This is a genomic window from Psychrobacter sp. M9-54-1, from assembly GCF_016613355.1.
Classification (GTDB): Bacteria; Pseudomonadota; Gammaproteobacteria; order Pseudomonadales; family Moraxellaceae; genus Psychrobacter; species Psychrobacter faecalis.
The window spans coordinates 1-16923 of sequence record NZ_JADGFW010000038.1 but is presented as its reverse complement, the minus strand read 5'-3'; the positions used below and the strand labels follow the sequence as shown (position 1 = coordinate 16923).

6 protein-coding genes are annotated in these 16923 nt (G+C 42.6%); 2 read left to right on the top strand and 4 right to left on the bottom strand.

All coding sequences use genetic code 11. The annotated features are described in order from the left end of the window. Window positions 1-50 precede the first annotated feature (50 nt). The 4 genes from IQ457_RS12395 to IQ457_RS12380 all read right to left on the bottom strand — a co-directional run bounded on the left by IQ457_RS12395 (window position 51) and on the right by IQ457_RS12380 (window position 11590). Window positions 51-5327 carry an SdrD B-like domain-containing protein gene (locus IQ457_RS12395; protein WP_200663647.1) on the bottom strand — a complete coding sequence of 1759 codons (5277 nt, stop codon included), beginning with the start codon at window positions 5325-5327 and terminating at the stop codon, window positions 51-53. Window positions 5328-5473: 146 nt separating this feature from the next. Continuing rightward, window positions 5474-7597 carry a hypothetical protein gene (locus IQ457_RS12390; protein ID WP_200663645.1) on the bottom strand — a complete coding sequence of 708 codons (2124 nt, stop codon included), beginning with the start codon at window positions 7595-7597 and terminating at the stop codon, window positions 5474-5476. Between the two features lie 84 nt (window positions 7598-7681). Beyond that, the gene (locus tag IQ457_RS12385; RefSeq protein ID WP_200663642.1) at window positions 7682-8146 is read right to left on the bottom strand and encodes a hypothetical protein; all 465 of its coding nucleotides are present in this window, start codon (window positions 8144-8146) and stop codon (window positions 7682-7684) included. A 444-nt stretch (window positions 8147-8590) separates the two neighbouring features. Beyond that, window positions 8591-11590, bottom strand: a complete 3000-nt coding sequence (locus tag IQ457_RS12380) for a DUF11 domain-containing protein (RefSeq protein ID WP_200663640.1) — start codon at window positions 11588-11590, stop codon at window positions 8591-8593. Between the two features lie 604 nt (window positions 11591-12194). On the opposite strand from IQ457_RS12380, the gene aceE reads away from it, so the two are divergent. Then, on the top strand, window positions 12195-15008 hold the full coding sequence (aceE, locus tag IQ457_RS12375) for a pyruvate dehydrogenase (acetyl-transferring), homodimeric type (protein WP_200663638.1): 2814 nt from the start codon (window positions 12195-12197) through the stop codon (window positions 15006-15008). A 38-nt stretch (window positions 15009-15046) separates the two neighbouring features. Beyond that, on the top strand, window positions 15047-16819 hold the full coding sequence (locus IQ457_RS12370; protein ID WP_200663636.1) for a 2-oxo acid dehydrogenase subunit E2: 1773 nt from the start codon (window positions 15047-15049) through the stop codon (window positions 16817-16819). Window positions 16820-16923 lie beyond the last annotated feature (104 nt).

Genomic DNA, 16923 nt, shown 5'->3' with positions numbered 1-16923 from the left:
TGCCGTAAGCAGGGCTTACGACAATGAGAATAAATGACAACTGGGAGGAATTATAACGTAGAATTTGCGCTGAGCGGCTTATTTTTACGTGAATCTTCGCGTTTGAATAGATCTTCATCAAATTTGAAGCGTAATCTAAAGTAAGCGCCTTCTATCGTCGTATCGTCATAGGCAATATCTTCATCTTCAAAGCCCATGAAGTTATAGCCAAGCGATAACCAAAGGTTGGTCATCGGGCTATAGCCAACTTCGGCACCAACCAAGTAAGATAAGTCATCCGCCTGCTTATTCCAATACGTACCTGCTTGCAAACCAACATCCCAGCGCTCGCTGATATCATACAATCCGCGTGCATACACAGCGTGTGCAGTATTATCGCTAACAATACCTTGAGCGTCATATTCCGTATATTTACCGGCATAATGACCTGATAGTGTCAATGGACGCGTTGGATGATAGTTACCACTCCATGACCAGACAACAGTATCTTTTTGATATGGATCGTTGCCTGTTGCGTTATCATCTAAGCGGTATTCAAGCTTAGCAAGCATATCGAGCTTACTGCTATCATAATCGCGGTAAGCGGCGCCTAGCTGAAAACGATTGATGGTGCGATGGCCATCATCGTAATCGACTTGCGAGTAAATGTCTTTGGCTAATAAGGTAATCTCATCACTATAACGATAAGCGGCGCCTGCGCTAGCAAGTAGCGTATCACTGGTGTCGCCCCAACGTTTCTCCAAGCGCCCCGAGGCTTTATAGTTTTCATTAGCAAGGTATTCAACGCCAACACCTGCTGCAGTCGCGGTACTGTCTTTTTCGCCTTCTAACGATTCAACGCGCTCAAACAAAGTGTTAAGCGTTAAGCCTTGCTGTACATACCATTTATTCTTTAAACCGATAGCGGCTTCAGCTTCGCGGGCGCTAATGGCATCGCGCATACGGTATTCGCTATAGACTTTGCCGTCTTTCATATAAGTGGCATCAAAGCCGATAACGGTACGTTGACGCTCATCCGAATCGTCCAAACCGTAGCTGCCTGACAAGCTATTGATTAAATCATGGCGAGCGTACAAACGACCTAGGTTGCCAAGCGCTGTTTCGCCGCCAATAGACGTGGCATTTCGCGAACTATGCTCAATATCTTGTTCGTATTCGGCAAATACCAGTGAGTTATTTAGCTTTGGTAATCGCGCGGTGAGACGGGCGCGGGCAGTGGTACCTTCGATGTCTTTTTCAGCATTGCTTACGCCATTGAGGGCTGATTGATTAATAATGTCATCATTAAAGACAGTATCGTTGGTAATATCTACGACATCGGTTGCCGCTTGAGTATTGCGTGAGGCGGCAGTGGCATCTTGCTTATAGTAACGTAAGCCGATTTCGCCAACGATATTTTTACTTAAACGCTGTTCAATACTGGCTTGGACACCTTGGCGACTGGCTTCGGCGGTATGGTCTTCTGTACGTACGCCTTCCAATTTAAGCGCAGTTTTTTTGTCATTTAACGTGTGGGTGATTTCGATGCCAGACTCGTTGCGGCCAGCCGTTTGCGGCGAAGCGCCGGTAACGAAACCTTCATCGGTATCATTATAATAGGCTTTGGCGCGGGTGTTTTTCTTATCGTCATAGTCAAGCTCGATACGCAGCGCATCACCTTTCGTATCTTTAGCGTCTAGCCCTTTGGCATTAATCTGATCACTTAGCTGAGCGTTTGGATTTTCTGCTTTGTTTTTAGCATATTCTGCGACCAGTTTTAGCTTATCGTTAAATTTTACGACCGTATTGACGCTGACAAGTTCTTCTTTATTAAGTGGGTCATCGCTATTGATATAGCTGCCACCGATGGCGACTTTATCGGTCAATTGCTGTTTGGCTGCGATACCACCAACCCAATATTTCTCGCCGCCTTCATCGACTTCGACAGTGATACGTAAATAGATAGGGTTGACATCGATATCTTGGCTAGCAATCGGAGCTTTTAAATATAAGCTACGGCTAATAGGATCGATTTCGTAATCAGCAAAGCGCGTCAAGGTCTCACGGCGCACGATACGGCCAGGATTATTGGCATCACGGGTGATGACTTCGATGGTTTCTGAGTTTTCTAATACCGCATCAAAGTCATTAGCAAGTGGGTAGGGCCCTGAAATACCTAAACCACGAGTTTCATTAACCCGCTGTGAGGTACGAGTTACAGCAGCAAACGCGGTGACGCGAGTGTTCGTATCTTCAAACTGCGCTTTTAATCCCGTTAGGGTGCGATTGTATTGACCAAGTTTGATACCTTCGTCATTATCGATTTGGGTTTTTAAATCGCCATACATGGCAAATGAGCGACCTTTATCGAGGCGAACATAAAGTTTGCTGGTCGATTGGGCGTCAAAACCTTTGGCTGACGAATCACCATAGACAGGATAGTATTCACCTGGATCGATATCTCGGAACAGGCGTTCGCCTTTTTTATCGCTGTCATAAGCAAGCGTCAGTAGATAGTCACCGCGTACCTTACCTTTTAAAAACATCGCAGCGCGACCTGTCGCTGAGTAATCATCGTTACCAGCGATTTCACGAAGCTCTTTTTCAAAAGCGCCTTGAGCATCAGTCATCTGGTTACCATCAAAATCTTTAAGTGAGATAGCACCTTCGACGATACCGACAGCGATGAGCGGACGTAATTGCGCCGTGAACTGCAGTGGAATGATTTGCTTGCTGCTACCCGTATCGATGACAAGCTCGCCTTTGCCCGGTACGCTAGGCGCAGTAATAGGAATTAGTAACTCACCACCACTAACAGTTACCTGCGTTCCAGCTTGATCTTTACTGCTATCACTAAGATTGATGCGACCAATATTGGTATCGAGAGTCAGTGAAGTAGAGCCTAGATAAGGACGACCGTCACGGTCTTTTAGGCTAATGACAACTTGATATTCGCTAATACCATCCGCGGCAACGAGCTGGTCTTGAGTGCGGTATTCAATAGCCTGTAAGCTATCGGGGGTCAATACTTTGATAGTTTGCTCAGAGATGAGTTTGCCATTAATGTCAGTGGCAACGGCGCGTAAAGTATTAGCACCGCGCTTTAAGTCGACGGCATAATAATCAAAAGCCGTCACTTTTTGCTTTTCTTGTTCAGCGGTTTTTCCGATTTGCTCGGCTGATACCGCTTTGCCATTAGCATATAGAGTAAAGTTAGAGCTGAGTGGCGCTTGAACTTGCACCATTTGCTTATAGGTGCTGAGCTGCTGACCTTCGCTAAGATTAATAAAGGCAACATCATTGCTAGAAACGTCTTTTAAATATTCTTCTAACTCTTTTTCTACAGGCGGTGCAACCTTAGCTATTGCCATATCAACACGACTGGCCGCTGGCTTGACCATCTCATTGACGATGACAGAGTCGCACTGCTGGATACCGCCCTCTAAAACGTCATTAGATTTACAGCCGCTGGCATCGACATTGTCTTTAGTGTCGCGGTTATAATCAGGTTCTAACACCAGTTCGGTTTTTACTGCTTGCTCTAGGGCATCATTTTTAGCGCTGACAGACTTGCTGCGCGCGTCCAGCTCTGCATTTAAGCGCTCAGTGCTATCGCCCAAACCACCAACGATGCCAAAGTCAGCACGGTGCAGTTCGCCATATTTTAAATCAACAAAACGGCTGCCTGCATCGCCGGCATTGCGATTGCTTTGGGTCACCATTTCAGTGGCGTTAGGAATAGTGGTGCGGTCAACTTTTAGAACGTGAGTTTTTGCACTGACGCCATAGAAGTTATATTTACCTTCAGGATCGGTGACGACAAAATTGCCATTTTCCATATAGATGCGCACGCCTGCAACGCCAAGCTCGCCATCTTCTTTTTGTTGAATGCCGTCACGATTGATATCATGGTAAACCTTACCGATGATGATGCCGTCGGTATTCATGACTCCACGCTCAACCTCGATTTTCCACTGCGATTCCCGTGATACTAGGCTCTGACCTTGCTCAGTAGTAGCAACGGCGGTGGCACGGTTGATACCGTCACCGCCTAATGCCGATGAACCAATAAGAACGCGATAAGTAATGTCTTTTGTTTCGCCAGCATTCATATTGCCTAAGCTTAAAACTTGGTACTTACCGTCGCTTTTAAATTCAGTAGTTTGCGCTTTATCAATATTTACACTGCCTTGCACATAATCAAAACCGCGCGGTAAAGCGTCCTTTAATTCAACGTTATAAGCGGTTGTGGCGCCATTATTTTGGATATTGATTGTATAGTTAACATAATCGCCAAATGAGGCAGTTTTGACATCGCCTTCTTTAGTAATCTGTAAGCTAGGGTTGTCATCAATAATGGCGATAGCGCTGCTGATATTTTCTGAAATTTGCTGTTTTACACCATTTTCATCGACATAAGCATCTAACTTAGCGAGTAAATTATCACCTTCTAGCGTCTGAATGATATCGTCATTAATGGCGTTGGCGTTATTTTCTGTTGTCACCTCTACACGAAATTTACCGGTATTCACACCAGTTTCGATGGCTTTAACTGAATACGTATCACCCGTTTTAGAAGAAGTGATGGTGATCCATATTTCATCTCGCACGCTATCTTGGACGTTACATTGAGCACAGCTGGCTTGGAGATAAATATCTTCGCCAATTTGAGATTTGCTTTTGTAACCATCCCATGAATAAAGCATAAAATCGAGCCGCGATTCGACGATGATAAGCTCATCAGTTACTAAAGCTGTAATAGAAGGGTCTTCGACAACCACAGCGCCAAGCTTAATACCAGCAGTATCATCGGCTTTAGCGTTGGCATCAGATAACGCCTGAATGGTAAGCTCAATGCGCTCACTTTTACCTAAAGTGATTTGTGCGGTTAGGTGGTTATCTAACTGAATGTCTTTATCGATACCTTCATCGAAGCGTCCGTTGTTATTTAAGTCTTGATAGAGTTTTACGTTCGATAGGCTGCTAGGCACAGTTAGGGCTAAGTCAATAGTCTGGTCACTATAACTGGTATTTTTCAGTACATTTTTCCAACTAACGCTATCGCCAGGTGCGATAGTTTTTCTTTGCGGTGAAGTTAGGCTTACACCATACTGAGGAAAAGCAGACGACTGCACACTGACTTGGTTAGAAGTGCTACTTAGATTAAAGTTAGTACCGTTATCGACAACATAACTGGCGTTGGCGGTGTTTTCGATGATCTGTAATAAAGGGTTTGGCGCGGCAAGCGCGGTATTTGATTGCATAAGAAACATAGCAAGCGTCAACGCAGAGACCTTGGCGGTACCCAATGGCATGTATTTAAACGATGTCATTAAATGAGCTGTCATATGTCGCTTATCCAATAAAACAATATAGGGGAGGGTCTATCTAGCCTAAGTTGATTTAGGCTAGATGAGGACTATAAGCATCCGTAGATACTTATAGAGATTAAGGTGATTGATAGAGCTTGAAAGTAATAATCTAGACCTAGACTTTAATTACCTGTTTTGGTATTAATCTGAACTTTAAACTGCATGCTAGCAGTTTCTTGCGGTGTTAACGTAGCAACAGTAGTCGTAACTTCATTTGAAGTTTCAGCCGCTGTACCATTAACAGCAGTTACAGAACCCGTTACATAATTAGCGTTGGCTGAGAATTTAGAAAATTCATCTGAGATAATGACATCAGTAATATCAAAACCTAAACCTGTTGAGCCAGCAGTATCAGAAGAGGTGTTTTTCGCTTCGATTTGGTAGACAATACACTGACCAGGCAAAACTGTAGTGTTGGTAGGATCATTTTTACCACCAATATCTGTAGTCACAAAATTTCCCACAATACCAGTGCTAGCGGCAGCACAATCTTCAGCTATTGCTTGTTTTTTAACCAGTACTAAGCCGCGTACCGTGGTTTTATCTGTTACTTTAAGGGGTTTAGGAGCGCCTTCTTTACCAGGAATCAAGGTAACAATAGTATCTTCAAATGTAGGAGTGGTAGAGTTCACTGGTGTGAATAGTGGTGCCTCATTTGCTGAGACGTTATATTTAATGGTGACGGTTCCATTAGGGGCTATGCCACTAGGTAAAGCAGTAGAGAGATCATAGACACCATTAACTGCGGTAATAGTTTTATTGGTTATTGTTGGTGTTGTGGTATCGTTACCATTTGGGTAATAAGTGACTGTCACAGTACCAGGCACTATATTGATCGCATCTGGATTATTGGTACCGTCGTTATCGTTTATCGTGAAGGTTAGCTCGCCTGGTTCACTGCCTTCAACATCTTTACCCGTATTAGTAATGATAGTTTGATGAGTAACTTGACCAGCAGTATTGGTTGAGGTAAGCCCCGTGGTAGGTGCAATTTCTCTAACTGTCGCACCTGTCAGAGTTAGCTTACGCTCGATAGTTAGTAATGGTACCGTGGAATCGTCACCTGGTTTTTCTGGTTTCTCGCCATTAAGGTTGTTGACATCATCAGTTGGATAGAAGGTAGAGACGTTTTCTGGTAAACCGTCTTTCGTGCTATCGATAAGCGTATTTTCAGTTGAAGGGTCGTTGTCCAAGTCATCAGTGACAGTGACATGGTTGATTAGACTCTCAGCAAGTGTAGGAGTAATCTTAACAGTCCCATCTTGTATGACAGAAAAGACAATAGTGATATTTTGACCGACTGGAAGGTTGACCCCAGTAATTTTGAAGCCTTTGCTACCTGCGCTTCCTGGAGTGATAGTGCCTTTAGTAGCCCCACTACTAATAGTAATGTCATCAGCGGTTAGTTCTTTTGCCATTTTTAGACCGTCTGGCAGAAAATCTTCGATAGTAATATCTGTCGCATCAGTACCAAAGTCAGTACGATCGTTGGTCACCACCACTTTATAGGTGGCTGTATCAGTAGGATCATTGAGATCTAAACCATTGGTAATAGTTTTAACGATACCAAAGCTAGGCAGCCGTGTGAATGAGGTATCGACGTTGGTAAGCGTTTTAGTTGCACCAGTAACGCCAGCTAAATACCTACTCGTAGCAGTTAATTGAAGTGCTAATGTTTCATTACCTTTATTACCAGAGGTTTTGGACTTGATAGTGAATTTAACAGACTGCCCCTTTTCTAGAACGGATGGTATGCTAGCGCCCTCTGTGTACTTTACTTCCCCTCTGCGAACTTCTGTTATTCCATCCTCTTCAAATACAACAAATGAGATAGTAGACGCGCCTTGGTCATATTTACCATCTGTGGTTCCTAACGTGATATCGTAAGTATCGGTAAGGTTACCTGTATTGGTCAAAGTATGTTTAAATTCAACAAAACCATTAGGAGCCACTGCTACTTTTTGGTTTTTATCATCATTTAACTCGCCACCCTGTGCTGTATCATCATTATCAGCAGTTAGTGAAAATGACACTTGTTGTGATACGGTTACTTTTACAACATTAGATTTGGCTTCAGGCTGAGGCTGACCAGCAACTTTATAACTAGCGGTTGCTTGGTTGATGATATCTACACCTGTTGTAGTTATGGGTGTTGTGGTATCTGCTGCATTAGCAGTCGTACTCAGACCCAATACAGCAGCGACACCGATGGCTAGAAAGCTGTGATTAAAAGTTTTTGCTCTCATATGAGACTCCAAAATAGGAAAGGTTTAGAAGTTGGAATTTAAAGGAATAGCTCAGGTGGTTTGATACACTAATTCATTCTCTTATTAGTCAACGATGGTGTTAAGCGCTACAGCTGCAGATTTATTCGCTGGTAATAGTTTGATATTCCAACGTAAGGTACGGTACTCAGAAAATGGGATTTTGACCATTTTGCCATCGACTTTACGCATAAGCGGTATATCAGCGTAGTTTTTACCATCGATACTTGCTTGGGCGCTAGTAGGAGATACCTCACCAGTAAAGGTCATGTTAGCTGGAATAGGTAAGGTCACCGCTAGGTCATTGATATTTTCATTAATGGTATTGGTATAGATTGCTTTGTACTGAATTACTGTACCAGTAGGGGCTGTCCGAACTGGTAGATAACTGATCTTGCCTTCAGCGTTTTTAACGACTTTGTTAGCGGTTAGCTCCATTTTCAGAGCATCATCAGCATAAGCTGTGCTCAACAAAAATGCAGAAGCTACAGTAGCCAGTAAAGCATTACGTAAAGTATTAGATGACTTCATATAGTATTCCTTATTATATTAAAATTCTTACCTAATCTATTAATATAAGCATGAGGGTGGGGCATTACTATCCGTCATTAACGGATAGTATTGATAAATAAGATGTTTATTTGTCTATTGTTGCATTTTTACAAATAAATAACAAAGTATCAAGATGTAAGTGATGAATGGTACTTTTTAGTACTTGAACGGTAAAAATATTGTTTTATAGGAATAATCTTATTAATATCTCAATTGCCAACATTAGTAATTTTTTAAATTTAATAAATTAGCAGGCTATTGTCGATTAAATTATAATTTTTAGCATGAATTTGGTTCATTACACCAAGTATTAGATTGAATAATCTATTATATGAGGTACAAAGATTGGTTCGGTTTTTACTCTACTGCGCTATTAGCGTAGAGTAAAAACCGATGAAAACTATGAATTGCTAAAAGGCGCAATTAGTTGGATATGGTTGAGCCATATTTAGTATTAAAATATAGCGTTGCCTGAGGCACGTTAGTGGAAGACTGTACGCCTAATAGGTTAAAAGGTTTAGAAGTAATTGTATCTTTAGGCAAGCTATTATTGTAGGGGTTGATAGACGCAGGGTTTCCTACGGGAAGTGGAAAATGAAAGGTAGACGCAACAGGTTCTGTTTGTAACGTATCTTTTATTTGTATATTCTCTAACTCAACATGACCACGATTATAAGCAGTAACCCGATAGGCTATACATTTACCAGGAATGACGTTATTTGCGGCCTGTTCACCAAAGCCAATTTCGAGATCATCGGCGTTGCCGACATTGGTAGGATAGGTAAAGTTTTCATCGCAATTATGGATATGCTGCAATTTAATCAGTACAAGAGCAGTGTTATAAGGTTCTACTTCACCAAAATTAAGATTTGCATAGTTGTAAACCCCAGGCACTAATGTGATTTCTCTCGTATTAGTAGTAGTATCTACACTATATTTCCAACTTTGAGGCTCTTCTTCTACCAAACAAATCTTTGTAAGATTGTTGCCAGTGCCATCAACTAGTTTATTGCCAGAAACAGTGATGCTATATTTACCTATATCACTGCCTGAGCTTAAAACGTCAACAGATTTGTTATCTAACGTTCTACCGTCACAGTCTGTTAGTTTTACTCGAAGTCCATTTTCGTATATTCCCAGCTCACCAGCATCTAACCGACCATTAAAGTATTGCTTATTATCGGTAAATAAAGTAGAAATATTTTGCCTGTTGGCTTCGCTCGCCGCAATACCACCATTATCATTAAAGACCGTACCCGAAAAAGTATAGCTCGCCGGATTGTTAGTGATAGTGCAGGTAATCTCATCGCCATAGGTGGCATTTGCCAAAGTAAATGAGCGAGTTTTAGCAGCGGCATCGTAAGTCATGGCAGTAGTAGGCATTACTGTGGTGCTGCCTGTTGTAGCATTGCTACAGATATAGGTAGCATCATAATTTGCGATATCGCCTACTGTTGTTCCATTCATCACACGTTCAGTAATCGTATAGCTTTTATTTTCTTCTAATTCTAATACCGCACTAGTACCTTTATTGATAGCAGAACCTTTACCAGTTGTGATGAAACTGTTGGTCGCTATTGAATTACCCGTAACTTTTATCTCGAACTGGTCACGCTTAGCATCAGTATCGTTGATCCGACTACCATTTAGCATCTTTTTTATCACGAGTTTTGGCGGTGCTAGACAGAAATAGAAGTCGGAATAGCCGACCAAATGATTACCACTTGACGAGGATGTACTAGCACCAGTAAAGGTATTGCCATGGGTAATGGTAAAAGGTGTCAATGATGGCTTATAACCCCAATCTATATTGAAGTTACATAGGTTAGAGGTACTAGAGGTATTACAATTTTGCCATGGTATACCAGTTATGGTTTTGTCGCCATCAGACAACACATGGTTAGAGCTTTTAAAATTACTAAAAACGCCGCCCAAAGTTGTTATTGTTAGACTTTCAATGTATTTACTGCTCTGGTTTGAATCGACATCTTGAACTACAAAACCATATTTTGATACCGGTCTATCTATGGTAGCAGTCAATTGATGGTTTACATCCAGTTTTTGGCTAGTATGAAACATATTAATCGAGTTTTTTGTTGCTGTGTCATTTGCAGCTTCATACTTTGGATAACCAGTAAGTATGTTTTTCACAATAGGAAAGGATAGTGTGAATTTAATTCCACCAATAGTATAAATATTACTTGTTCCGCTCGTCCAACTGAGCTTTTGCGTTTTTATAGGGGTGTATTTTGGTGGGTTTTCGCCGATATAATACATTTGATGTCCGCTTGGACAACTAGCAGGTGCGCTGACTGAGCCACTGTCAAATATAGAAGTCACCTTATTAATATCAGAGGCGGTTTCGATTGTTGTTTTAAGGGTGGCTGTAGCAATATTTTGTACAGTAGAACCTGAAGCTGCTGTAACGAGTGTAGGTACACTAATACTATAGCTTTTACCTACGGGTATAGATGAGATGTTAAACCCTGTTGAGCTTTCTAATGAGGCTATAGTCGGTACAGTATTAGCATTACAAATATTGTTAGCGTCTGTACTATCACAAATAATGTTAGATTGCTTGCTAAGACCTGAAACCGCGGGGTCTTTGAGTATTAAATTTTTTAAAGGGACGTCACCAGTATTGGTCACGGTAATTACGTAGTCAGTGGTATTGTTAGTGCCAATACTAGTCAAACCGTCATCTTTCGAGATAGTATAGGTTGGCAATGGCACACAGAAATCATCGAACGTCACTTCAATGTTTTGCTCAACTGGATCTGATATAGCATCGCTAGCATTTCCATATTCAATGCTTAGCTCTGTGATAGGTTGGTCAAAAGAGGCGGTGATTTTACAAGAGGAACTAAAGTCATTATCGCTACATGTACCAAACGTTCCAAATCGACTATCTCCAGTTACGGTGTTTCCTGAAGCGGCCACATATTCACCATTGTTCGAGAATATTGGTGAAACAGTTTGACCAGCTTTATCTTTAGCTATAAATTTTAGTTTGTCTTTCCAATTATAATCGAAAAATCTGAATTCTCGATCAATATCATAGACACTCATACTTAGATTAACGAGAGGCTTGTCAAACTTATAGGTGATGGTGTTGGTATCGTTTCTGCTTCGCATATTTTGTTTAATAAAAAATGCGCCGCCAGTAGGAGAGCTGGTATTAACTGCACCGTTGATGCTTTGGGAGTCGCCATTCTGTGTCATTGAACCAGTAATTACGACATCATCATCTGGGTCAGTGCTGCCCGTTGCCGTAATCGTTGAGTTCAAGGAGTTTAATGGCCATTGGCTATACTCTTGAGGTTTGACAGTTGAAGAGATATAGCTAGATGGACAAGTCGCCGCAAAAACGTTAGAAACTGGAAGTAATAGCAATACGGACGCCAACATAACCCAACGAGACACTATGAACCTTATCTCTAATGTCTTAGAAAAGAAAATCATGATAGCTCCGTTAACGATAATGAATTAATAATACTTCATATTAATTGTAGTGTTTAAAACATGGTTAGTATATAAGAATAAGACGAACGTATACTTATAGAGGATAGATGGTAGAGTTATTGATATAGAGCCAAAATAATCTTAGTTATGTCAGCCGCTAAAATATAAATAGCTTTAACCAATCTAACAACAAATATTCATTTAATAACTAATCACTATTTATTTCAAAAATACTTGTCATATCGGCATTTCTTCATAGCTATAAACAAATCCACAATAAGTACCTATAATAGAGTGTCATTATCATTTGATAGTGAGAATTGCATAGTGGCTACCGTTTAATTTTGCAACGGTGTTTATTTGCGCCTAATGCTACTCTACAGTGATACGATTTATTTAGAATTCTCTGTTATAACCCTGAATAATAATGCCATGCTTATATGCAGCAAGGACGTTATAGGTAAGGCACCAATTCAATCAATTGCTCATTAATACCCATACCACATTCTGATTTAATAACACCCTGTCATCATGCAGGACTGACTGATAAAAAGGATTAATTAAGATGAACTATTATAAGGATGCTGATAGCACCGAAACCCAAGAATGGCTGGAAGCCTTTGAGTCCGTTATCAAACATGCCGATAAGGATCGGGCGCAGTTTTTATTAAAAGCGCTATACAACATGGCGGTACAAGAAGGGCTGCCATTTAACCGTCTCGATACCGCTTATATCAACACCATCGCCGTCGAAGATGAGCCAATGTACCCAGGTGACTTGACAATTGAGCGTAAAATTCGTGCTTTGATTCGCTACAATGCGTTGGCAATGGTCATGCGCGCCAATAAAAACGATGACGATTTAGGCGGTCACTTAGCGACTTTCGCCTCAAGTGCGACCCTTTATGAAACCGGCTTTAACCATTTTTTCCGTGCGGCGAGCGACCATTTCGGCGGTGACATGATTTATTATCAAGGTCACTCAGCGCCCGGTATTTATGCGCGCTCTTATTTAGAAGGTCGCTTAAATGAGGAGCAGCTAGAAAACTTTCGCCGTGAAGTAGGCGGTAAAGGTCTCTCAAGCTATCCGCATCCGTACTTAATGCCAGATTATTGGCAGTTCCCAACCGTCTCCATGGGCTTGGGCCCGATTATGTCCATTTATCATGCGCACGTGCATCGCTATATGGAAAACCGCGGCTTGTTAGAAAAAGAAGATCGCAAGATTTGGACCTTTTTGGGCGATGGTGAAACCGATGAGCCAGAGAGCTTAGGTGCCATCTCGCTTGCTGGTCGCGAGAAACTGGATAATTTAATTTGGGTGATTAACTGTAACTTGCAGCGCCTTGATGGCCCTGTGCGCGGTAACGGTAAGATTATTCAAGAGCTTGAGTCGGTATTCCGCGGTGCTGGCTGGCGCGTGATTAAAGTCATTTGGGGCGGCCAGTGGGATACCTTGCTAGATAAAGACGTGACTGGCGTGCTTAAATACCGGATGGAAGAAGCGGTCGACGGTGAATATCAGCTATATGAAGCGCGTACGCCTGAATTTACCCGTAAAGAGTTCTTTGGTAAATATCCAGAGTTAGAGGAGATGGCAAACGAGCTGTCCGACCATGATATCTCACGTTTAAACCGCGGCGGGCATGATCCGATGAAGGTTTATGCGGCTTTTAGTGAAGCCATGAAAACCAAAGGCCAACCGACCGTGGTCTTAGTAAAAACGGTTAAAGGTTATGGCTTGTCTAACCAAGCGCAAGCGGTCAATAAGACGCATCAAATCAAAAAACTTGACCATGAAGCCTTGATGTATTTCCGCGATCGCTTTGATTTGCCATTTACCGATGAAGAGTTGCAGACGCTGCCGTTTTATCGTCCAAAAGAAGATTCGCTGGAGATGAAATATCTAAAAGGTCGCCGTGAAGCGTTAGGTGGTCATCTGCCCAATCGCCGTAGTGGTCATATTCCATTAAACATTCCAGAGTTGTCTATTTTTGATCGGGTGCTAAAAGGCAGTAATGGCAAAGAGCAATCGACTACCATGGTGTTTGTCCGTCTACTAGCGGCGATGTTAAAAAATAAAGACATTCAAGATCGCGTTGTACCTATCGTTCCTGATGAAGCGCGTACCTTTGGTTTAGAAGGTATGTTCCGTCAATTGGGCATTTACTCGGCTTCTGGACAAAAATATACACCAGAGGATAGTGAAGCTTTGATGGGCTATAAAGAAGCCATCGATGGTCATATGTTAGAAGAAGGGATTAACGAAGCAGGCGCAATGAGTACATGGATTGCACTGGCAACCAGTTATTCTGTTAATGCTTTGCCGATGATTCCACTCTATATTTACTACTCTATGTTTGGCTTCCAGCGCGTTGGTGATTTGGCATGGGCAGCGGGTGATTGTCAGGCGCAAGGTTTCTTACTTGGCGCAACGGCTGGTCGTACCACGCTAAACGGCGAAGGCTTGCAGCATCAAGATGGTCATTCGCAGATTTTATTTAACGTTGTGCCGAACTGTGTGTCTTATGACCCATGTTTTGGTTACGAGTTGGCAGTGATTATGCACGATGGTCTGCGCCGTATGTATGGCGAGGGCGAGCGCGTTTATTATTACTTGACCTTGATGAATGAAAATTACGAACAACCTGCCATGCCAGAAGGTGTCGAAGAAGGCATCAAGCGCGGTATGTACTTGCTAGAAGACAATGGTTCAAGTCAAGTTCAGCTATTAGGTTCAGGCGTTATTTTACGCGAAGTGCAAAAAGCGGCGAAAATTTTACAAGACGAGTTTAATATCTCATCCAACGTTTGGAGCGTAACGAGCTTTAATGAGCTGACCCGCGATGGTATGGCTTGTGATGACTATAACCGCCTGCATCCGATGGATGAAGAAGTGGTGCCATGGGTGACTGAACAGCTTGCCCCGCATGAAGGTATCGTCGTCGCGGCGAGCGATTATATGCGCAATTATCCAGAACAAATCCGCGCGTGGTTACCTGATAACCGTCCTTATACGACTTTGGGTACTGACGGTTATGGCCGCTCGGATACTCGTGAGCAATTACGTAGCTTCTTCCACGTCGATGCTGCGCACATTGTGGTTGCTACGCTTAAGCGCTTAGCCGATGAAGGTGAAGTTGAGATGCGTCTGGTCAAAGATGCGATTTCAAGCTTTGGTATTGAAGCGGATCAACCACCTGCATGGCAACAACAGCCTCATTATGATCATTTCCCAGATGCCCCAGGCCCTGACAATGTACATCCGAACCCTGTGCCAGAGTTTGTCAGTGAAGATGATGACGAAATAAGCAGCGAAGGCCGCGCAGAAGATCCAGCCGATGCCGCCTTACTCAATGATGACGACGTCAAAGAATAGCCAAAAGACAAGGCAATATAATAAAAGGAGAATTACGGATGGACATTAAAGCCCCCGATTTGGGTGTTGATAGCGCCGAAGTCAGTGAGATTATGGTCGAAGTTGGCGACGTTATTGCAAAAGACGACAATATTATTTTATTAGAATCTGATAAAGCCTCAGTAGAAGTACCAAGCTCGGCTGCCGGTAAAGTGACTAAAATTAGCGTGGCAGTTGGTGACCAAGTCAGCGAAGGTATGGTACTTATTGAGCTTGAAAGCGAAGCAGATGCCGATAGCCAAAATGATAGTCAAAGCAATGATAAACAAAGCGCTGAGAAAGAAAGCACTGACAAACAAAATGCAGCGCAGGATAGTCAGCAAGCAGAGAAGCAAAACGATACTGATGCTAATGCAGCTGAGGCAAATACTTCTCAACCTGCAAAACAAGCAGGCGCTGAAATAGGAAAAGCAACGACGCACGCCTTACCAGACTTAGGGGTCGACGAAGCGCAAGTGGCTGAAATTATGGTTAGTGTCGGCGATATAGTCACTGCTGATCAATCAATTTTGCTCATTGAGTCTGATAAAGCGTCGGTTGAAGTACCAGCGCCAGAAACAGGCAAGGTTGAAAAAATATTGGTGCAAGCGGGTGATATGGTCGCCAATGGCCAAGATTTTATCGTCATCATTGGTGAAGGTGCAGATAGCGCCAGTAATAATGCTAGTGAATCTAAGGCTGATACTTCTGAGACGCAAGTGTCCAAGCCAGCTGAATCAGATAAGAAAGCGGATTTAGACCAAAAAGTCAACAAGCAAACGACTGGTGAGCCTAAACAAGCCGCTAAATCTACGGCTAATACTAGCACTGCAAATGCTAAGCTAACCGAATCGCAAGTCAACGAAAAAATGGTCGATATTTATGCCGGTCCTGCCGTGCGTAAACTTGCGCGTCAATTAGGCGTTGATATCACGAAAGTGAAGGGGTCAGCGCTTAACGACCGTATCTTAAAAGAAGATTTATTTGCCCATGTAAAAGACAGCTTGAGCAAACAAAAAGCGGCGCCTGCTAGTGGCAGTATGGCAAGCTCAAGCCTGCCAAGCTTACCCGATATGAGTAATAGCGAGATATGGGGTGAGACCGAAGTACAAGATTTAAGCCGTCTACAAAAAGTCTCGATACCGCAGCTCAATTACAATACTTTGCTGCCGCAAGTAACGCAGTTTGATTTGTCAGACATCACAGACACTGAAAAGTTACGTGGTGAGCTTAAAGGCGCTATGAAAGCGGAAGGTATCGGCTTCACGATTTTAGCCTTTGTTGTCAAAGCAACCGCTTATGCGTTAACGCAGCATCCACGCTTTAACAGTCATTTGAGTGACGATAATACCCAAATTATCTTACGTAAAAGCGTCAATATGGGCATTGCGGTTGCGACGGATGACGGCTTGATTGTTCCTGTTATCAAAAATGTTCAAGATAAAGGTCTGAAACAGATTGCCATTGAAATTGGTGAGCTTGCGGTTAAAGCGCGTGATAAGAAGCTAACGGCCAAGGACTTGCAAGGCGCAAGCTTTACCATCTCTAGTCAAGGCAATCTAGGCGGTACGGCATTTACGCCACTGGTAAATTGGCCACAAGTGGGAATACTAGGCGTCTCAGAAGCCAGTATGCAGCCGCGTTGGAATGCTAGTAAGCAATCTTTCGAGCCTCGTCTGATGTTGCCGTTATCTTTGTCTTACGATCATCGGGTGATTAATGGCGCCGATGCTGCTGTATTTACCCGTTATATCGCGAGTTTGCTGGCAGATCCACGCCGCATTTTGCTCTAGGCTTGCTTATTCATTATAATTAGATATATTGTTAAAAGGACTGTCTGCGGATGGTCTTTTTTATATCTCTTAACCCCACTCTCAACTTGAAATAAGCAAATCAA

Excerpts from the sequence above, each read along its gene's own strand:
- IQ457_RS12395 (WP_200663647.1), bottom strand. The coding sequence starts at position 5,327 with ATGACAGCTCATTTAATGACATCGTTTAAATACATGCCATTGGGTACC.
- IQ457_RS12390 (WP_200663645.1), bottom strand. The coding sequence starts at position 7,597 with ATGAGAGCAAAAACTTTTAATCACAGCTTTCTAGCCATCGGTGTCGCT.
- IQ457_RS12385 (WP_200663642.1), bottom strand. The coding sequence starts at position 8,146 with ATGAAGTCATCTAATACTTTACGTAATGCTTTACTGGCTACTGTAGCT.
- aceE (WP_200663638.1), top strand. The coding sequence starts at position 12,195 with ATGAACTATTATAAGGATGCTGATAGCACCGAAACCCAAGAATGGCTG.
- IQ457_RS12370 (WP_200663636.1), top strand. The coding sequence starts at position 15,047 with ATGGACATTAAAGCCCCCGATTTGGGTGTTGATAGCGCCGAAGTCAGT.